This is a genomic window from Luteibacter sp. P4_D7_3 (genome assembly GCF_056401735.1).
This window is the reverse complement of the sequence record NZ_JBFUIT010000042.1, coordinates 1-20535: the sequence shown is the minus strand read 5'-3', so window position 1 is coordinate 20535 and position 20535 is coordinate 1. Positions and strand designations below refer to the sequence as shown.

16 protein-coding genes are annotated in these 20535 nt (G+C 64.5%); 7 read left to right on the top strand and 9 right to left on the bottom strand.

All coding sequences use genetic code 11. The annotated features are described in order from the left end of the window. Together AC1DSN_RS06660 and AC1DSN_RS06655 are read left to right on the top strand one after the other, a co-directional pair. Window positions 1–1107, top strand: a 1107-nt coding sequence (locus tag AC1DSN_RS06660) for a sensor histidine kinase (protein WP_477330028.1), incomplete at its 5' end; no start/stop codon positions are given. A 67-nt stretch (window positions 1108–1174) separates the two neighbouring features. Next, window positions 1175–2581 (top strand): sigma-54-dependent transcriptional regulator, encoded by a 1407-nt coding sequence (locus AC1DSN_RS06655; RefSeq protein WP_477298504.1) that lies wholly within the window; start codon window positions 1175–1177, stop codon window positions 2579–2581. Between the two features lie 49 nt (window positions 2582–2630). On the opposite strand, the gene AC1DSN_RS06650 is transcribed toward AC1DSN_RS06655, so the two are convergent. The 6 genes from AC1DSN_RS06650 to AC1DSN_RS06625 form a co-directional block, all read right to left on the bottom strand. Further along, the gene (locus AC1DSN_RS06650; protein ID WP_477298503.1) at window positions 2631–3032 is read right to left on the bottom strand and encodes a hypothetical protein; all 402 of its coding nucleotides are present in this window, start codon (window positions 3030–3032) and stop codon (window positions 2631–2633) included. A 114-nt stretch (window positions 3033–3146) separates the two neighbouring features. Beyond that, entirely contained in the window at window positions 3147–4232 is a 1086-nt protein-coding gene (locus tag AC1DSN_RS06645) for a M23 family metallopeptidase (RefSeq protein ID WP_477330026.1), read from the bottom strand. Between the two features lie 62 nt (window positions 4233–4294). Further along, entirely contained in the window at window positions 4295–5851 is a 1557-nt protein-coding gene (locus tag AC1DSN_RS06640) for a response regulator (RefSeq protein ID WP_477330024.1), read from the bottom strand. 30 nt (window positions 5852–5881) lie between these two features. Beyond that, on the bottom strand, window positions 5882–6328 hold the full coding sequence (locus AC1DSN_RS06635) for a response regulator (RefSeq protein ID WP_063571826.1): 447 nt from the start codon (window positions 6326–6328) through the stop codon (window positions 5882–5884). Continuing rightward, window positions 6325–8121, bottom strand: a complete 1797-nt coding sequence (locus AC1DSN_RS06630) for a sensor histidine kinase (protein ID WP_477330022.1) — start codon at window positions 8119–8121, stop codon at window positions 6325–6327. Before AC1DSN_RS06630 ends, AC1DSN_RS06635 begins: the two co-directional genes overlap by 4 nt. 228 nt (window positions 8122–8349) lie before the next feature. Beyond that, entirely contained in the window at window positions 8350–10701 is a 2352-nt protein-coding gene (locus tag AC1DSN_RS06625; protein WP_477330020.1) for a GH92 family glycosyl hydrolase, read from the bottom strand. A gap of 169 nt (window positions 10702–10870) precedes the next feature. Here AC1DSN_RS06625 and AC1DSN_RS06620 point away from each other — a divergent pair, with 169 nt between their 5' ends. The 4 genes from AC1DSN_RS06620 to AC1DSN_RS06605 all read left to right on the top strand — a co-directional run bounded on the left by AC1DSN_RS06620 (window position 10871) and on the right by AC1DSN_RS06605 (window position 15529). Continuing rightward, entirely contained in the window at window positions 10871–11920 is a 1050-nt protein-coding gene (locus tag AC1DSN_RS06620) for a LacI family DNA-binding transcriptional regulator (RefSeq protein ID WP_063571036.1), read from the top strand. Between the two features lie 113 nt (window positions 11921–12033). Beyond that, window positions 12034–13260: an L-fucose:H+ symporter permease gene (fucP, locus tag AC1DSN_RS06615; protein WP_477297003.1), complete on the top strand. Its 1227-nt coding sequence runs from the start codon at window positions 12034–12036 to the stop codon at window positions 13258–13260. Window positions 13261–13331: 71 nt separating this feature from the next. After that, on the top strand, window positions 13332–14312 hold the full coding sequence (locus tag AC1DSN_RS06610; RefSeq protein ID WP_477330018.1) for a carbohydrate kinase family protein: 981 nt from the start codon (window positions 13332–13334) through the stop codon (window positions 14310–14312). Beyond that, a complete protein-coding gene (locus AC1DSN_RS06605; RefSeq protein WP_477330016.1) occupies window positions 14309–15529 on the top strand; it encodes an AGE family epimerase/isomerase in 1221 nt (406 codons plus the stop codon). The genes AC1DSN_RS06610 and AC1DSN_RS06605 overlap by 4 nt, the downstream gene beginning before the upstream one ends. 51 nt (window positions 15530–15580) lie before the next feature. On the opposite strand, the gene ligD is transcribed toward AC1DSN_RS06605, so the two are convergent. Next, complete coding sequence (ligD, locus tag AC1DSN_RS06600; protein ID WP_477297017.1) at window positions 15581–16453, bottom strand: non-homologous end-joining DNA ligase; 873 nt, start codon at window positions 16451–16453, stop codon at window positions 15581–15583. A 4-nt stretch (window positions 16454–16457) separates the two neighbouring features. Then, window positions 16458–17441, bottom strand: coding sequence for a non-homologous end joining protein Ku (gene ku, locus AC1DSN_RS06595; protein WP_477297016.1), 984 nt, complete (start codon window positions 17439–17441; stop codon window positions 16458–16460). 181 nt (window positions 17442–17622) lie between these two features. On the opposite strand from ku, the gene AC1DSN_RS06590 reads away from it, so the two are divergent. Next, window positions 17623–19824 (top strand): PA3715 family protein, encoded by a 2202-nt coding sequence (locus AC1DSN_RS06590; protein ID WP_477330014.1) that lies wholly within the window; start codon window positions 17623–17625, stop codon window positions 19822–19824. A 1-nt stretch (window position 19825) separates the two neighbouring features. Here AC1DSN_RS06590 and AC1DSN_RS06585 read toward each other — a convergent pair. Further along, window positions 19826–20535: CocE/NonD family hydrolase (locus tag AC1DSN_RS06585; protein ID WP_477330012.1), on the bottom strand; the 710-nt coding region annotated here is incomplete at its 5' end.

Genomic DNA, 20535 nt, shown 5'->3' with positions numbered 1-20535 from the left:
GTGCTCGGCCGGAACATCCGCGCCTCCGAGGCGCTGGCCGAGCAGCGCGGTATCGATCTTGCCAACCTCTCGCAGGTCAACGAGCTGATCATCCGCCGTATGAAGACCGGTGTACTGCTGGTCGACGAGGGCAACCGCATCCACCAGCTCAACGAGTCGGCCTGGATGCTGATGGGCAATCCCTCGGCGGACCAGCGCGACCTGGGCACCCTGGCTCCCGAGCTGTCGCGGCGCCTTTACCACTGGCGCACCTCGGGCAAGCTGGACGAGAGCGCGACCATGCTGGCCGACGGCACCCCCGAGGTGATCCCGCGATTCTCGCGCCTGGCACCGAACGACGACTCGCACGTGCTGATCTTCCTTGACGACACGTCGTTGGTCTCGCGTCGCGCCGAAGAGCTCACCCTCAGCTCACTGGGCCGTTTGTCGGCGTCGATCGCCCACGAGATCCGCAATCCGCTGGCGGCGATCCACTACTCGGCCCAATTGCTCGCCGAATCCACCGACATGAACGATACCGACCTGCGCATGGTCGAGATCATCAACAACCACTGCTCGCGCCTCAACGAGATCATCGAGAACATCCTGCAGCTGTCGCGCCGCGAGCGCTCGCGGCCGGAAACCCTCGACCTGAGCCAGTGGGTGCACCACTTCGTCACCGAGTACCGCCAGGGCAACGACCTGGGCTCGGACATTCTGCGAGCCGTGTCCGGCAGCGAGCCGGTGGCCGCGGTGGCCGACCCCCAACACCTCCAGCAGGTGATCTGGAACCTCGTGCAGAACGCCCTCCGCTATGGTCGCCTGCCCGGCGAGCCGGCCCGCGTGATGCTGGTGGCACGCCATTCCGAGGTAGGGATTCCCATCCTCGAGGTGATCGATCGCGGCCCGGGCATCCCGCCCAAGGTGGCCGCACAGATCTTCGAGCCGTTCTTCACGACGCACGAATACGGCACCGGACTGGGCCTTTACCTGGCCCGGCAGATGACCGAAGCCAACCAGGCAGCCCTCGAATACGTACGCGTGGCGGGCGGCGGCAGTTGCTTCCGGATCAGTCTCACGCCACCTGCACGCAGTACCTCGGCAGCCCCCGTGGCAGCCCGCGCGTGAACAGCGCCCTTTGCTCCCGCCGCTCAGGCGGTTACATTGGGAACATTCACCGAAGCCTTCGGACCCAATGAGCAAGCAGACCGTTCTGGTCATCGACGACGAGCGGGACATCCGCGAGTTGCTGACCATCACCCTCGGTCGAATGGAACTCGACGTCGACGCTGTGGGGAGCGTCAACGAAGCGCGGAGCGCACTCGCCAATCGCCGTTACGACCTGTGTTTCACCGACATGCGGCTGCCCGACGGCAGCGGCCAGGAAATCATCGAGCTGATCGCGGCCAACCACCCGGACATGCCGGTGGCGATGATTACTGCCTATGGCAACGTGGATGCAGCCGTGAACGCCCTGAAGGCGGGCGCCTTCGACTTCGTGTCCAAGCCGGTGGATATCCACCTGCTGCGCCGTCTGGTTCGGACCGCCCTCAAGCTCTCGGAAGAACGTAAGGCCGAAGCGGGCAATAAGGGTATCCCGGGCGCAGACCGCCTGATCGGCGACTCGCCGGCCATGGCTGAAGTGCGCTCGAAGATCGCCAAGCTCGCCCGTAACCAGGCCCCGGTGTACATCGGTGGCGAATCGGGCGTCGGCAAGGAACTGGTCGCCCGCCTCATCCACGAGCTGGGACCGCGCGCGCCGGGTGCTTTCGTGCCCGTGAACTGCGGCGCGATTCCCTCCGAGCTCATGGAGAGTGAATTCTTCGGTCACCGCAAGGGTAGCTTCACCGGTGCCCATGCGGACAAGGAAGGCCTGTTCCAGGCTGCCCAGGGCGGCACGCTGTTCCTCGATGAAGTGGCCGAGCTGCCGCTGCACATGCAGGTGAAGCTGCTGCGCGCGATCCAGGAAAAGGCTGTCCGCCCGATCGGCGGACGCGACGAGATCCCCGTCGACGTGCGGATTCTCTCCGCTACGCATAAGAATCTCGCTGCGTTGGTCGAGGAAGGGCTGTTCCGACAGGATCTTTTCTACCGCATCAACGTGATCGAGCTGCGCGTACCGCCGCTGCGCGAACGCCGAGGTGAYGTGCCTGCGCTCGCCGAGTTCATCCTGCGCCAGCTCGCTACGGAATCCGGCGGCGCGCCGGGCCGCTTACGCGCCGATGCACTTGCCGCGCTCGAGGCCTATCAGTTCCCCGGCAATGTGCGTGAACTGGAGAACATTCTCGAACGCGCCATGGCCATGTGCGAAGGCGACACGATCGAAGCCGAGGACCTGATGCTGCCGCAACGCAGCGCGTCTGCGGTCCCGGCGGCGGCCTTGCCGGGCGTGCCAGACGCGGCCCCCGCGAACGCTGGCGCACCGGCGCCTCGCGATGCTGCGACTGACGGCTCGCTGGAAGACTACATCTCCAACATCGAGCGCGACACGATCATCAAGGCGCTGGAAGAGTCGCGTTACAACAAGACCGCGACGGCAAAGAAGCTCGGGATTACCTTCCGGGCGTTGCGCTATAAGTTGAAGAAGCTCGGGATCGATTGATCCCCCTCGTATGCCAGGGCGCGCCATGCGTCCTGGCTGCCGACCGCCCTCACCGCGCGCGCTGAGCGGCTACCAGCTTCTCCCACTGGCGAGCCCTCCAGTAGCGGTAAACGCGATGTCCGACGGTCGCCAGGCCCCAGTAAAGCGCGACGGCTGTGACGGCGTTCACGACAAGAAGAACGGACAGCATCGGATCCGGAACGTAGTCGAGATCGGGCGACGGAAGCCCGAGCCACGGCGTAACGAACAACGGTACATGCATCACCCCACGGAAGACCTCGAAGGCGATGCCGTCGACGCACCTCGGATAGGCACACGAGGTCTGAAACGCCAGCAACATCGTCGACGCCACAAAGTGCAATAGCGAGGCGCCGACGAAACAGGCGATTCGCGTATTGCGCAGCAGGCGGCGACGGCTATTGTTTACTTTTTTTTCGTAGTCCGAGTACATCGCGTTCCCCACGTCTTGATGGGTGTTCCGCGGCGGCGCCGGAAACACGTCTCAGTTGACGTTACGAGCAGAACGCACGAATCGATATGGAAGGATTCTGAAAAAGTCGACGACCTAAGGGAAGGCCACTACCGTGTCATTCAGCGGCAACACATCGACCCCATGCCGCACCGTTGCCGGCTTCCATCGCTCCCCCATCCCAAACACCTGCCCTTCGCTTTCCGGCCCGAAGCTGTCGACCTTGTCGAAGACATAAGGCACACCCTCGGAACCTTCGAAGGTCGCCGCATTGGCCACCTGGAAATGAAGATGGGGTGCCGCAGAATTACCTGATTGCCCGAGTGCGCCGATCACCTGTCCGCGCGTCACGCCCTGGCCAACCTTCACCGCAACACTTCCGCGCTTCAGGTGCGCATAGCCGGCGAAGTTGCCGCCACCCAGGTCGATGACGACGTAGTTGCCGAACAGACCATCGAGCGACAACGAGTCGGGTTCGGCCTGCGCTTCCAGCGGCTTGTGCTCATCCTGTCCGTCGCGCATGGCGACAACAGTACCGTTGCCGACCGCGAGCACCTGAGCCCCATAGCCGAACCAGTCGGCATACGTCGTGGCGTGGATATCCTTCACCGGCTTGAACGCGCGCCCTTGCTTGTCGATGCCGACGAAGTCGATCGCGAAGCGCTGCGGAATCGTCAGCGTGCCGTTCACCGCGACCAGACTGCCCCAGTGATGGGAATGCGCGTTACCCGGGCCTTCGTGCGCGAGCCAGCGACCACCCTTCAAGGGCGCACCCAGGCGGAGTGGCGTGCGATCCGACACGACCACGGGTATGCCGTCGACGTGGCTGGTCCGCCCCTTCTCATCAGTGAAGACGAGGGCATGATGCAGGGTGTGCGGTAGCTGCCCCGCTGGCAGGGTGATCCACACGAACAGCGTGCCGCGCTTACCTGCAATGATGCCGGCTGGTTTGCCCTCATCCGGTACAGGCCGGATCGCGGCATCCACGCCGGCTTCGTCCAGATGCAGGATCACGCGATCCTGCTCATCGAGAACATCGAGCGACCGCGGCCGCAGGGTCCCGGTGTCGCCATAGACGTTGGTGACCTGCAATTCGTAAGCGAGATGCTTGGCGCCATCGCTGCCGGCAAAAGGCGTTGGCGCGAACGGTACACGCGCTTCGACAGGCGCTGGCGACGACACCGGGGCGTCAGCGGCGAAGGCGGATGCACTAGCCCATGCAAGGCCGGCGAGCAGAATGGTCTTCAGACAACGTTCCCCTCACTCGCCTCGAGCGCCTCGCGCACCTTCCGCAACAACGCCCGCGACTGGATCGGCTTCTCCAGCACGTACAGATGATCCAGCTGCGGCAGCTCGTCGAGATTCAGCGGCTTGTCCGGACGGGCGAGAAGCAGCACCGCGCCGGTGTAACCGTGATCCAGCAGCGCGGCGAGCGTACGCACGCCGGTAAACAGATTCATGTCGGCGTCCATGACCACGAGGTCGGGGACGCCGTGGGCTTCGATCCACTGCAGAGCCGCCGTACCGCTCTGGCTGGCACCTGCCTGGTAGCCGTAAGCGTCCAGCGTGTCGGCCAGCAGCGAGAGCTGCACGGCCTCTTCGACGACGACGAGCACGCGCTCGGCTTCGCCCTGCAGGCTCGACTCCATCACCAACGGCTCGGTGTCGGCGCCGTCTTCCGGATTGAGCGGCAGGTAGAGATGGAACTGCGTGCCTTCGCCGAGCTTGCTGCGGACGCGCATCAGGCCGCCGTGACTGGCGACGATGCGCTTGCACGAGAGTAGCCCCAGACCGGTACCCAACTCCTTCGTTGTGAAGAAGGGTTCGAAAAGCCGCTGCAGCACTTCTGGCGTCATACCGGCGCCGGTGTCGATCACCGACAGACGGAGATAACGTCCCGGCGCGGGCTGCTCGCCTTCAACGAAAAAGTCCTCGGGCAGGTTCGCCTGCGCCGTCTCCACCTTCAGGTGGCCGCCGTCGGGCATGGCCTGGATGGCATTGAGGCAAAGGTTGAGCAGGCACTGCTGCAGCTCGGTGTGATTGCCTTCGAAGGCGACATCGGCGTCGAAGATATCGACGTTCATTTCAATCGAACGCGGCACGCWGCCCTGCATCAGCAACTTCAGCGCTTCGAGCAAGGCACCAAGGCGCACCTGCTCGGCACGACGCGCGCCACGCGCGAACGACAGCATCGAGGACACCATCTCCAGGCCGCGACGGCCGCAGTCACGCACCAGTGCACCCAGGCGCGCCAGCCGCGGATCGTCCGCGTAGTCTTCCAGTGTGTCGCCGGCAAGCAGCAAGGGCTGAAGCAGGTTGCGCAGATCGTGGCTAAGGCCGCCGGCGAGGAGCGCCAGGCTCTCGAAGCGCTGCGCACGGATCAGCTCGAGTTCCGCACGGGCACGCGCCCGCTGCTCTTCCGCTTCACGCAAGGCACGGCGCACGGCGGAGGCCAGGCGTGCCGTGTTCTGCTTGAGGATGTAGTCGGTGGCACCGTTGCGCAGGGCGACGATGGCCGCTTCTTCACCCAGCGTCGCCGAGATGAAGATGAAGGGTATCTCGGCGCTGCGCTCTCGAAGTATCTGCAACGCACGCTCACCACTGAACGAAGGCATGCTCAGGTCGGACAACACAATGGTCGGCTCGAAGCTGTCCAGCGCCGCGGTGAACGCCGGCTCGTCATCGACCAGCATCACCTCGTACTCGAGTCCGTCCTGGTCGAGTTCGGTCAATACGAGCTCGGCGTCGAGGGCATTGTCCTCGACCTGAAGGATCCTGATTTTCTTGTCGTACCCGCCCATGGTTATGCCCGTGCGCCCTCTGTTAGTCGATTACTCGCCGTCCGGGCGCTGGTTGAGCACGGCCCAGAAATGGCCGAGCGTCTGTACGGCGGTGAAGAACTGTTGCACGTCCACGGGCTTTAGCACATAGGCATTCACACCGAGGTCCCAGCTCCGGGCCAGGTCGCTCTCTTCCCGTGAGGACGAAAGGATGACCACCGGCAGGCGCTTCCACTTCTCTTCCGCGCGCAGCTGGTTGAGCACTTCCAGGCCGTCCATGCGCGGCATCTTGATGTCGAGCAGGATCACCGAGGGATCGCCTTCGGGACGATCGGCGTACTGGCCACGGCGGTGCAGCCAGTCGAGGCAGTCCACACCGTCCTCGACATGAACCACGGGATTGGCGAGCTTGGCCTCGCGAAGCGCGTCGATGGCCATCTCGGCATCGGCCATCGAGTCTTCGACGAGGAGGATGGTGCGCAGGTCGCGGTTGTTCATGTGTCACCCATTCTGGACCCCGGAACATCCGAGGCCGGCAAGGAAAAGTGGAAGGTAGCGCCGTTATCGGGCTCGCCCTCGGCCCAGGTACGGCCGCCATGGCGCGCAATGATGCGCCGTACGTTGGCAAGGCCTATACCGTTACCGGCAAATTCGGAAGCCCGATGGAGGCGCTGGAACACGCCGAACAGTTTGCCGGCGTACTGCATGTCGAATCCGGCCCCATTGTCGCGCACGGCGAATTCGTAGTCGCCGGCCGGGGTGCGGTCGAGTGTCACCTCGATCTGCGCACGCTCGCGGTTACCGGTGTACTTCACCGCATTGCCCAGCAGGTTCTGCCAGACGGTACGCAGCATGTTTTCGTCGCCGATGACGATCGGCAGCGGCGTGACCTTCCAGTCGATGCGGCGGTCGCGCGCCTCGGTCTCGACCAGCGCGCGTGCTTCTTCGACCAGCGACTGCATATCCACCGGCTGCAGGCGCAACGCGCCGCGCCCCAGGCGCGAGAACACCAGAAGGTCGTCGATCAGCTGGGCCATGCGCCGCGAGGAGCTGCTGATCACGTCGATATAGTGACGCGCGCGCTCGTCAGCCTTGTCGCCGAGCTGGGTCTCCAGCTTGCCGGCGAAGCCGGAGATGTGGCGCAGTGGCGCGCGCAGGTCGTGCGACACCGAATAGCTGAAGGCTTCGAGTTCGCGATTGACGTCCGATATCTGCTCCACCTTGCCCTCGAGCTGGCGATTGAGCTCGCTGACTTTCTGCTCGACCAGCGCGCGCGCGGTGATGTCGCTGACTGTAAGCAATAGCGCAGGCGCGGTGCTTTCGGGCTGCTCGATGCGGCGGGCATTGATCACCACGAAGCGGTCGATGCCGTCGACGGTACGTTGGGTTAGCTCGTAGTCCCAGAGTTCGCGATCGCGCGAGAGCACGTCGGACAGGCGCTGCAACAGGGCGGTGTCCTTCCAGGCACCCTGGCCGATGGCTTCCAGCGGGGAGTTATGGTCTTTCTCGGCGTCATAACCGTAGACCTCGGCGAACGCGGCGTTGACCAGCAGCGTCCGCAGGTTGCCGTCGAGCATGGCGATCGGTTCGCGCACGGCCTGCACGATGAGCTGGGAGCGCTGCACGGCCTGGGCCACGCGCGATTCCGCGGCAAGGCGAATGGCAATCTGCCGTTCGGAAACGAACACCACGATGCCGAGCAGGGCGATCTGCGCCAGCGCGGCGACAAAAAGTACGATGCGATTGTTCGACGCGAGGTCCTGGGCGGCCTGACGACGTATGTCGAGCAGCTTCGACTCTTCGTCGAGGATTTCCCTGACCTGGTCGCGGAAGGGAAACAGGCGGCGGGAATCCTCCATCGTGGCGAACGCGCCCGTGCGGTCGCCTGCCTGCAGCTGCTGAATGGCCTTATCGAACATGCCGATACGGCCGTTGGCGATCGACTCCAGCCCGCCCAGGCGAGTGAGCTGCTGCGCGTTGTCGCGCATCATCTCCCGGAGGTTGGCGACGAGGCCGGGAAGCAGCTTGCGGGGGGCCTCGATGCGGACGGTGAGATCCGGCTTGTCAGGCGCACCCGCCACGCGCGTGTATATCGCCGCCTCGCTGCTGCGCAGGATGGCGTCGAACCGGTACACGGTGGCCTTGATGTCCGCCGTGTGGGTGACCCAGTCGCGGGAGTTCAGGGCATCCTCGGAACTCGAGCGAGTCACCGCATAGGGCAAGGCTACGATGACGAGCACAGCCACGAGCAGGCCTGCGAGCCGCCAACGCCATCCGGTACGGAAGATCATGCTGTCGTCATCCCGAGACGATTCCTGCCCTTGAAGGGCCCTCATTGTAGACGCCGGGCGCCTCGCTTCGGTGATTCGCCATGACACGACCTCGGACACGATAACGGGTGCGCCGTTCCGCCCCGTGCGCCACCCCGGGGGGCAGCGAATACGGATAGGGAAAGGCGCACCCGTCCAGATGGAGTCGTGCTTAATGCCCAAGGACCCGTGAAGGCCCTGTGACGGTCGTTACGGTGCGGAAGGCGTCATCGAGTACGGCAGCGATGCCGGTGTCTGACCCCAATCCTTCGCCGGAGTGGCCTGCATGGTGAAGTGCAGTTCGCCGCCGGCGACGATTTCCTCATGACGAACAAAGGTGCGATCCAGCGGCTGCCCGTTGAGCGTCACCTTGCCGACGTACGGATGCTTTGCATCGAGATGATCGGCCGAGACGATGAAGTGCTTGCCGCCCGGCAGGTTGAGCGTGGCCTTCTCGATGAAGGGGCGGCCGATCACGTACTGGTTGCTACCCGGCGCCACCGGATAAAAGCCCAGCGCGGTAAAGATGTACCAGGCCGACATCTGGCCCAGGTCGTCATTGCCTACGAGGCCCGTGGGGGTGGGTGCGTACTGGGTCTTCATGATCTGGACCAGGCGCTCCTGGGTCTTCCAGGGCTGGCCGGCGTAGTCGTACAGGTAGGCCACCTGGTGGCTCGGCTCGTTGCCATGGGCGTACCAGCCGATCAGGCCGGTGATGTCCTCGACGTGGGCGAAGGATTTCGGGTCGACCTTGGCATCGAACACGGAGTCCAGCTTCGTGACGAAGGCCTCCTTGCCACCGAGCGCCGCGATCAGACCGGCGACGTCCTGGGGCACATACCACGAGTACTGCCACGCGTTGCCTTCGGTGTAGTCGCTGCCGTACGCGGCCGATGAAGGATCGAACGGCTCACGGTAGCCACCATCGCTCTTGCGGGCGCGGAGGAAGCCGGTCTTGGTGTCGAAGCTGTTCTTCCAGTTGCCCGCCCGCTTGGTGAACGTGGCGGCGACATCGTCCTTGCCCATGGCCTTGGCCATCTGCGCCAGCGACCAGTCGTCGAAGGCGTATTCGACGGTCTTGGAGGCCGCTTCCGGCTGGTGGTCGATGGGCACGTAACCGAGCTTCATGTAGTCGTCGAGGCCGCCGTACGGACCGTAGGTCGCACTGGCCACCATGGCCTCGAGCGCCTTGTTCGGGTCGTAGCCGCGAATCCCCTTCATATAGGCATCGGCGATCACCGGCACCGCGTGGTAGCCGACCATGCACCACGTCTCCATGCCCTGATAGGCCCAGATCGGAAGGATCCCGAAGGGACTCGCCTCGCGCGCCGCGATCAGCGAGCTGACGAACTGGGTGCTCATGTCCGGGCGCAACAAGGTGACCAGCGGCTGCTGGGCGCGGTAGACATCCCACAGGGACCACGTGGAATAGAAATCGAAGCCCTTGGCGGTGTGCACCTGGTTGTCCGGCCCACGGTATTCGCCATTGACGTCCATGGACAGGCTGGGCGAGATCATCGCGTGGTAAAGCGAGGTGTAGAAATTCTTGCGCGTGTCCGCCGGCGCTACCAGATCGACGGTGGACAAGGCCTTCTCCCAGCTCTGCCGGGCTTCGGCACGGCGGGCGTCGAAGTCGAAGCCTTCACCGTCCTTGTCGAGGTTGGCGACGGCGTTGTCCTCGCTCACCGAGGAAACGGCCACCTTGACGATGAGCGGCTTCGACAGGTCGCCGAAGTCGAACACGCCCTCGATCGCGCGACCGCTCATCGCGTCGACGTCCTCGGCGCGATTACCCGGACCGCTGAAGCCTTTGTACGGCACACCGGTCTCGCGGTTCTTCAGGCTGCGCGAGGCCATCGGCTGGTTGAAGCGCATGGCGAAATACAGCTGGCGACCCGGCGCCCAGCCGCGCGTGGTACGGCCGCCGGTCACCGTGCCGTCAGCGCGTACGCGCAGGCTCGACCAGAGCACCTTGCCTTCGTAGTCGTAGATGCTCGGACGCAGGTCGAGCAGCAGGTGCGCCGGCTTGCCCTTGGGGAAGGTATAGCGGTGCCAGCCCACGCGCTGGCCGGCGGTGAGCTCGGCGCGGACATCGTAGTCGGCCAGCGTGACGGCGTAGTACCCTGCTTCCGCTTTCTCGCTCTTGTGGTCGAACCGCGAGCGATAGCCGCTACCGGGCTGGTCGGGGGAGCCAGGGTCCAGCTTCACGTCGCCGGCGATGGGCATGACGAGTACGTCGCCCAGGTCGGAATGGCCGCTGCCGGAGAAGTGCGTATGGGAAAAACCGAGAATGCTCGAGTCGCCGTACTGATACCCGGCGGCCCACTTGTACGCGTGCTTGACGTCCGGCATCGCGGTATCCGGCGACAGCTGGATCATGCCGAACGGCACGGTGGCGCCCGGGAAGGTGTGGCCATCCCCACCCGTGCCGATCATCGGATCGACGGCGGCATAAGCGGACGAGCCGCCCTTGTCGCTGGGGGCCGCGGCGGCAAGCGCAGGCAGGGCAAGGCACAGGGCGGCGGCCAGCAGGCCATGGCGCAAACGGATGGTTCTCGACATCGGTGGTTCCCCTCGGGTGGACGCGTTTCGAGTGGTCACGAACATTTGGATCGTGACAAACAGACCGAAAGTAGCAAAGATGCCGCAGCCTCGCATGTTGCAGTGCGTGATGCATCCCTTTCGTCGGCGAGCGATGATCGCCCGGTTTAGATCGTTTGAAGGAGCTGAGATGCCGAGGATCACCCCGCAACGCCGCAAGGTCACGCTCGCCGATATCGCCCTGGGTTGCGATGTCTCGCGGGCGACCGTATCGCTCGTGTTGCGCGGTAGCCCGCTGGTCAACTCGGTGACCCGGGGAAGGGTCGAGGCCGAGCTGAAGCGCCAGGGCTATGTGTACAACCGTGCCGCGGCCAACCTGCGCCGACGTACCTCCTCGAGCATCGGCCTGGTCGTCAACGACCTGGGCAACCCCTTCTTCGCCGAATTCGCCGCCGGGGCCGACGAGGCCCTGGCCAGCGCGGGCTACGTTACCCTGCTGGGCAATACCGGCGAATCGCCGGAGCGACAGCAGGCGGTGCTCAACTCCCTGGTCGAGCACGGCCCGGCGGGCATCATCCTTTCGCCAGCCGAAGGCAGCGAGGGTGAACGCGTCCTGGCGGCCGTCGGCATGCACACGCCCCTGCTTGTATTCAACCGCGAACTGCCCGACGACGAGGGCACCCATCGCTGGGACACGCTCGAGATGGACAACGAGCACGGCGCCCGCCTGGCCACCGAACACCTTATCGCGCTCGGTCACCAGCGCATCGCCTTCTTCGGCGGCCACCGCGAGTCGAGTTCGGTGGAGCAGCGTCGGCGCGGCTACGCCAGCGCCATGAGCGCGGCGGGCCTGAAGGTGGATCCCGCATGGATGATCGAAAGCGCACCGACCCGCCTCGAAGCCGCACGCCAGACCGGCGCGCTGTTCGCGCGCGATCCCGCACCCACGGCGGCGGTTTGCTACAACGACGCCGTCGCGCTGGGCCTTATGCTTGGCCTGACCAAGCGCGGCCGTCGCCCGGGCGAAGATTTCGCCCTGACCGGCTTCGATGATGTCGCCGAGGCCTCGGTATGCGTGCCGCCCCTGACCACCGTTGCGGTCGATCCGCGCGGCCTGGGCCGGCGCAGTGCCGAACTCATCCTGGAAAGACTTCGTAATCCTGAGACGGACACGGCTTCCACTATCGCGCCCGTCCGGCTGGTCGTTCGCGAAAGCAGCTGCCCGCCGTCTTCCCCCTGAAACCACCACTGGAGCGCCCCATGGCTACCGCTTCCACGCCATTGCCCAACTCGTCGAATTCGACGGGCGCCGGCGACACCCGTTACACCTATTTCCCGCTCGCGCTTGGCGTGATGACCACGATCTTCTTCATGTGGGGGTTCCTGACCTGCCTGAATGACATCCTGATCCCGCACCTGAAAGCCGTGTTCGAGCTGAACTACTTCAAGGCGATGCTGATCCAGTTCACCTTCTTCGGCGCGTACTTCATCATGGGCGTCCCGGCCGGTCGGCTGGTTGCCCGTCTCGGCTACAAGAAGGGCATCGTCGCCGGCCTGATCATCGCCGGTATCGGTGCGGCGCTGTTCTGGCCTGCCGCCGGCATGCGCGTCTACATCCTCTTCCTCGGCGCGCTGTTCATCCTGGCCACCGGCATCACGGTGCTGCAGGTCGCGGCGAACCCGTACGTCGCCCTGCTCGGTCCCGAGAGGACCAGCTCCAGCCGCCTCACCCTGGCCCAGGCGCTCAATTCGTTCGGCACCTTCCTGGCCCCGTTCTTCGGTGCGGTCCTGATCCTGTCCAACCAGGTCAAGAGCGCCGACGACATCGCCAAGCTCAGCACCGCCGAGCAGATCAGCTACCGCGCCACCGAAGCCAGTGCCGTGCAGGTGCCATACATCGGCCTGGCCGTGGTACTGGTCGTCATCGCGATCCTGGTTTACCTCTTCAACCTGCCCAAGCTCGAGGAAACCACCGAGCAGGCCGACGAAGGACATCACACGCTGATGGACGCCCTGAAGACGCCGCACGTGTTCTTCGGCGTGCTCGGCATCTTCTTCTACGTCGGTGGCGAAGTGTCGATCGGCAGCTTCATGATCAACTACCTGCAGTTGCCGGAGATCGGCAACATGACCGGTGAAGCCGCCGCGTCGCACGTGGCGTTCTACTGGGGTGGCGCCATGGTCGGCCGGTTCATCGGCTCAGCCCTGCTGGCCAGGTTCTCGCCGCGCATGTTGCTGGCGATCTTTGCCATCATCAACGGCCTGCTCGTCATTACCACCATGTCGACCACCGGTATGGTCGCGGTGTACAGCATCGTGGTCATCGGCCTGTTCAACTCCATCATGTTCCCGACGATCTTCTCGCTGGGTATCGAGGGTATGGGTCCGCTGACCGGCAAGGCGTCAAGCCTGCTCATCATGGCCATCGTGGGTGGCGCGCTTATCCCGATCATCCAGGGCGCCATTGCCGATCACATCGGCCTCCAGCACGCGTTCTTCGTCCCGCTCATCTGCTACGCCTACATCGTGTTCTACGGCCTCAGTGGTTCCAAGGTCCGTTCGGTGCCTGTCGCGCGTTAAGCCCCATGGCGACGGCCGGCCTCGCGCCGGCCGTCGTGTAGTACTTTCTTGCCCCAAGGACAGGCCGCAGCATGTCTTCCATCCTCTGCTTCGGCGAGGCGCTGATCGATTTCCACGCACAGCCCCAGGGCGGCGCCGGTCAGCCTCCCGCTTTCGTTCCCTTTGCCGGCGGCGCGCCGGCCAATGTCGCGGTCGCCGCGGCACGCCTCGGCGCCCACGCCCGCTTTGCCGGCATGCTCGCACGCGACATGTTCGGTGATTTCCTGCTCAAGAGCCTTACCGACCTTGGCGTCGGTACGGACGACATTGCGCGTACCGATGAGGCACGCACCGCCCTGGCGTTCGTCGCCCATGACGACAAGGGCGATCGCAGCTTCAGTTTCTATCGTCCGCCCGCCGCGGACCTGCTGTTCCGTCCCGAGCATTTCCGTAAGGAAGCGTTCGAGGATCTGTCGATCTTCCACGTCTGCTCCAATTCGCTCACCGAAGCGGCGATCGCCGCGACGACGGTCGAAGGCATGCGCCGTGCGCGTGCCGCCGGTGCACTGGTCAGCTTCGACATGAATCTGCGCCCGGCCCTGTGGCCGGCCAGCGAAGCACCGCTGCCACGCMTGTGGGAAGCGCTGTCCGAAGCCGACGTGATCAAGCTCAGCGCGGAAGAGTTCGCCTTCATCCATGCGGGTGCGGGTTCCGACGACGCCGTGCTCGAGCGTCTCTGGCGCGGCAAGGCCGGCCTGTTGCTGGTCACCGACGGTGCCGAACCGATGCGCTGGTTCTCCCGTTCCGCACGTGGCACGGTGCAGGGCTACGCCGTCGAAGCGGTGGACACCACCGCCGCCGGTGATGCTTTCGTGGGTGGCCTGCTCGCCCGACTGGCCGCGGAAAACGTCACGCCCGCGACCTTCGACGCACTGGTTGCCGACACGTCCCGCCTCGACGAGCTGATTCGATTCGCCGCAGCCTGTGGTGCAATCACCGCCACCCGCAAGGGCTCGTTTACTGCCATTCCCGACCAGGCCGAAGTCAGGGCCTTCATGGAGAAGCACGCATGACGAACTACCCCCTCCCCGATTTCCATAACGTGGATGTACTGCGCGACCACGTCGCCAAGACCATGGCTTTCTACAAGCCGAACGAGGTCGACACCGCCGGCGGATTCTTCCAGTACTTCAAGGACGACGGTTCGGTCTACGACCGCAGCCACCGCCACCTCGTGTCGAGCACGCGCTTCGTGTTCAACCACGCCATGGCTCACCTTGAATTCAAGAAGCCGGAAGACAAAGACCTTGCCATGCATGGTCTGAAGTACCTGCGCGAAGTGCACCTGAATCCCGAGACCGGCGGTTACGCCTGGACGATCGCCGACGGCAAGCGCGACGACCAGATGAACCACTGCTACGGTCTGGCGTTCATGTTGCTGGCTTATTCGTGCGGCGTGAAAGTAGGCTTCGATGAAGCAAAGGCCTGGCAGGGCGAGATCTGGGACCTGCTCGAGAAGCGTTACTGGGAGCCGACCTACGGCCTGTACCGCGACGAGGCTGACAAGGACTGGAACTTCACCGGTTACCGCGGCCAGAACGCGAACATGCACATGACCGAGGCGATGATCGCCGCGTGGGAAGCCACGAAGGACGATCGCTACCTCGACCGCGCGCTGTTGCTCGCCGAGAACATGACCCAGCGTCAGGCCGGCCTGACCCCGCAGAAGCTGGTGTGGGAGCACTACCACCAGGACTGGACGATCGACTGGGAATACAACCTCGACAATCCCAAGCACCTGTTCCGTCCGTGGGGTTTCCAGCCCGGTCACCAGACCGAATGGGCGAAGCTGCTGATGATGCTCGAGCGCTACACCAAGGGCACGCCGAAGCATAAGGACTGGCTGGTATCGACCGCGAAGCACCTGTTCGACGAGGCGCTCGACAAGGCTTGGGACAAGGAATACGGCGGCATCGCCTACGGCTTCTCTCCCGAAGGCGACGTGTGCGACGACGACAAGTACTTCTGGGTGCAGGCCGAATCGCTCGGTGCCGCGCAGTTGCTGTTCGAGACTACGGGTGAAGCGAAGTACGACGAAGCGTACGAAAAGATCTGGGCCTACAGCTGGGAACATTTCGTCGACCACACGTACGGTGCGTGGTATCGCATCCTCAATCGCAAGAACGAGAAGTACGACGACGAGAAGAGCCCCGCCGGCAAGACCGACTATCACACGATGGGCGCTTGCTATGAAGTGATGGCCTCGCTCCGCCGTATGCCGTCGAAATAACGAAGCAAGACATCGGTGCGGGCTGTTGGCTGCCGCACCGATGTTTCGTCCTTACGGCAACGCCTGCTTCAACGAAGCGATCCCGTCCCAGGGATCCGCTTCCAACGCCTTCGCCCGCTTCAGTGCCTTGGCGAGGTCGAACGCCCCGCCCGTCTTCAGCCGGGCGATTTCGTCCCAGCGCACTGGCATCGCCACCGGCGCACCGGCGCGAGCGCGCAGCGACCATCCCGTGACACTTGTCGCCCCGCGCGTATTGCGCAGCCAGTCGATGAAGATAAGACCCTCACGTTTTGCCTTGCTCGCTTCGGCGATGTAACGCTGCGGACTGTCGGCGACCATCGCATCGGCGATGCCTTCGCAGAAGGCCTTTACCTTCTCCCAGGCCGGGCCTCGCCGAAAGGGCGCCACGACATGCAGGCCCTTGCCACCCGACGTGCGAACGAAGCTTTCGAGTCCTTCGCCCAGGAGTCGCTCACGGATCGCGCGCGCGCAGGCCACGATGGTCTTCCAGTCGACGCCTTGCGAGGGATCGATGTCGAAGATAAGCCGGTCGGGCTGGTCGGGGTTGTCGACGCGGGCGCCCCAGGGATGGAACTCGAGGGTGTTCATCTGGACCAGTTCGAGCACCCCTTCCACATCGTCGACATAGAGATATTCCGCGTCGCCGCCATCCTTTTCCTTCAGCGCGACGCCCTTGACGTGCTTGCCCAGCGCGTCGGCATGGTGTTTCTGGAAGAAACAGGCGCCGCTGGTGCCCCGCGGACAACGCACGACCGATAGCGGCCGGCCACGAAGCTCCGGCAGCATGTGCGCAGCCACCGCTTCGTAATAGGTCGCCACTTCGCCCTTGGTCGGACCACCCTCGCCGAACACTTCCCGGTCGGGATGGGTGATGGCGACACCGTCGACAATCAGCGGGTCCATCGCGTCAGCCCGCCTTGCGGCGCGTGGCCGGCGCCTTGCGCGACGCCGTCTTCGCGGGAGTGCCTTTCTTGCTTGCCGCGCTCTTGGCCGGCGCCTTCTTGGCTGCCGCTTTCTTGACCGTCGCCTTTTTTGCTGGCGCTGACTTCGCGGCCTTCTTCGTCGCTTCTATCGTTTTTTTCGCCGGGGTGCGCGTCTTCGCGCCAAGGCTCTTCTTCAACAGCGCCATGAAGTCCACGACGTTGGTCGTCGCGTTCTCCGGCGTGCGATCGTCTTCTTCAATGGTGGCGGTCACGCCCTTGCTCTTCAGTCGCTTCTCGATGACCGCGCGCAGCTTTTCGCGGAAATCGTCGCGATAGTCGCCAGGTTTCCAGTCGCTCGACATCGACGCGATAAGGTCTTTCGCCATGTCGATCTCACGCGGGGAGATGCGATAGTCAGCCGTGGACTTGCCCGGCAGCTCGAAGTCGTCCGCGTCGACGATCTCCGATTCGTAGCGCAGGATGTTGAGGACCAGGGCATCACCCTGCGGAAGTACGGCGGCCAGGTACTCCTTGGTGCGGATGACCACGCGGGCGATGCCGACCTTGCCGGTCTTCTTCAAGGTTTCGCGCAGCAGCACGTAACCTTTTTCGGCCTTCTTCGCCGGAAGCAGGATGTACGGCTTCTCGAAGTAGGCGGGAGCAATCTGGCCCGCATCGACGAAGGTATCGATCTCCACGGTCTCGTGAACATCGCTGGCGGCGTTCTTGATGTCTTCCTCTTCGAGGACGACATAACTGCCCTTCTGGTACTCGAAGGCCTTGACGATGTCCTTCCAGGGCACTTCTTCGCCGGTATCGGCGTTGACCCGTTCGTAGCGCACGGGCGTGTTGCTGCGCTGGTCGAGCATGCGGAAATGGATGTCGCTTCGGCGCTCGCCGGACATCAGGCGGATCGGCACGTTGAGCAAGCCGAACGACAGGGTACCGGTCCAGATGGGACGGGCCATGGGGCGATCCTCGAACCTCGGGGAGGTCGAGGATCGCGCCGGCGGCGTGCAGGCGACGCCAAGGCGGCGCCCGCGTTCCGCCATGGACAGGGCCGGTGACGGCCACCCACGCTTCGCCGGGGCACGGTAGGATGCGCACGCCGCGGCGAGGGATCGCGAGCCGCCTTGGGGGATCAGGGTCATGCGCAAACTACTCCGCGTCATAGGTGCTGCCATGCTCTTCGCCAGCGGCGGGGCCGGATTGGTTGCGGGCGCGCCTGTGCACGCCGGCGCCGTCGACACGGGGCGCCGCATCGATGCGGACACGCCGCTCGATCCCGCGGCGCTATCTGTCGCTGAGGTCGACGCGATCGTCGCTGAAGCCACCGAGGCTCGGAAGGCGTCGGATGCCACGCCTCCCGCTGATCCACGCTGGGGTCCCTCGATCCGCCTCCCGGCACACTGGAAGACCCTGACCCGGGAAAAGCTGACGGCGCTCCTGACCATGCCGGGCTTTTCGGCCATCCCGCAAGGCCCACGCTCGATGCTCGTCGACCAAGCCGCGACCTGGGGTCTGCTTACCTTCACCCGCGCTTCGGACAGCGCGCGCCTGTGGGCCCGACTTTGGCCATCTCCCACACAGATGACGTACGACCCCGATCCGACATGGGGCCCGGAAGCCGTCGCCACGCAAGCCATCATCCAATGCTTTCCCCGCCTGGCGTGGACAGCGAAGGACACGCCAATCGTTGATGTGCTTCGCAATAGCACCGGCTGGCAGTGGGGCAACGTCAGTGGCCCGGACGGGTTTCGTGCATGCATCGCCGAGAGAGGCCAGATGTGGCGCACGCCCCAACGGGTGCTGAGTGACGCCTCCCGCCTCCTGGTCCGGCGCATAGGTGACCAGTTGTCGATGGATGGATGCAACGGACAGAGGGCGGACGATTGCCTGGTGCTTTACCAGGCATTCCAGTCCCTGGCACCCCGCAGCGAACGGCGTGTCGCCTTGCTCCAACGCATGGCGCCGTCATTTTCCCCTGGCCAGCCGATCGCGCTTCCGCCACCCGGAACGGCGCTCGACGATGCCGGCTTTGCCAACCGTGCCCACGAGGCCATCGAACGCCAGGCGTTTCTCACCCTGAAGCTACCCGTTGTACTGAGCCTCCCCACAGCGTGGCCGGCCGGCGAACGAAAGCGCACGCTCATCGAAGCCATGGATACGACCTACGCGCTCGATCGCCTGAGGGCCATGCGCCCTCAGGAAATCCGCGACGAGGCGTGGATCGATCCGTGGCAGCCGTTGTTGGGGCCTCATACCCCATTGGACGAACAGGAATGGCGCGAGCTGGGTAGCACCGCGGGCCGAACTTATGACTGTGCCTTCAAGGCCACGTCATTGAGGCGTCAGCCAGCGACGTACTTGCCAAAGGCGTTCTGGCGGGCGTTTTCGCTGGGCACCCTGTCGCGAGGGTTGGGCAGCTGCGAGCATCTCAGCGAGGCGGGCCTCGACGACCTGATCGCTGCGAAGGGGGCGGAGAGAGCTCGGCTCATGGCGATCTTCAAGCCATTCGCCAGCCGTTTCGAGGTCGGCGGCGCCGAGCGTACGGAAGCCGTATACGCCGCCGGGGACGCTTGCCGGAAGTACCCGGGTCAAAGCGTGTTCGGGCTGTGCCCCGCTGCGGCGAAGGACGATGCCGATGCCGAGGCGAAGCGGGAAGAAGACGTTGTCACGGCCTGCGTCGAGTTGAGGGAGGCGACCGCCCGGAAGCTTGGCATCGCTGGCTATGGCGCCGAGGGAGGTGCGAAAGGCGACTGCGCCTCGCTGCCCGGCGACGACGCAAAGACGATCGTCGTCCTGGCGCACGCGCCCTCAGTGCCGACAAGCAACGACCACGCACTGATCCTCGACCTCGCCATTCTGGACGTCGAATCAGGCGACGTACTGGCTCAAATCCGCGACGACGACGCCGTTCCCAGCGACGAGCCGGCGGTCGATACGATCACGCTGGATACGGGGCGATACCTGTTGGCGCCTGGCAAACGCGCCTTCGGTGTACGTCTGCACAAGGTCTATTACCGCATCGAAGGACCGGACGAGGATATCGCCCTGTACCTTCATTCGGATGGCCAGTTACGCAGGGTGCTGCGACCGACGACGCTCGCCACCAGTGTGCGGCCGGAAGATCCCGAATGCCCGTCCCGTTCGACGGATACGGACACAAAGCTGATCATCGACCAGGGTAAGAGCCATGGCATGGCGAACATCGTCCTGCGAACGAAGACGACGTTCGAGTTCGCCGGCAAGGAAAACGCGGGCCCGGCTTGCACGGCGCCCGCACCTTCGGTGAAGGAGCGGACGCTGCGTTTCGACGGGCGGGAGTATCAGGAGCCGAAAGCCCCCTGATTTACTTCCCGCCTTCCACTACCGGCAGTTCGATAGCGCTGGCGGTTCCCGGTGCGTGCCAGACCTGCTGCGTCGCCTTCTGGTAGTCGGAAGGCTTGGCAAAGAAGATGTTCGGCACGTAGGTCTGCGGGTTGCGGTCGTAGAGCGGGAACCATGACGACTGCACCTGCACCATCACCCGGTGACCCGGCAGGAAGGTGTGGTCCACGGTCGGCAAGCCGAAGGTGTATTCCAGCGGGGTGTTCGGCGTGATCGCCTTCGGGTCCGAGAAGCTCTCGCGATAGCGGCCGCGGAAGATGTCCATCGAGAGAGATAGCTCATAGCCGCCCATGGCCGGCGAGGTGGTATTCGCCTGCGGATAGACGTCGATCAGCTTGACGACCCAGTCACTGTCGGTACCGCTGGTCGAGGCGTAGAGGTTCACCTGCGGCGCGCCAGCCACACGCAGCGGTACCGTGAGCGGCTCGGTCACGTAGGTGAGGACGTCCGGACGGCCATCCACGAAGCGCTGGTCCTGCACCAGCCACGTGGTCCAGGACGTGCGATCGGTGAAGCGCACGGGGCGAGGCACGTACGGCACCGGCTTGGCGGGGTCGGAGACATACTCGTCGTACTTCGCTGCCGACGCATCCGGCGCGGTGAACGACAGCCCACCGTTGGCGACCAGGTAGAGGGGCTTGGTTCCCTTGGCCTGGGGCCACGCCTTGAAGC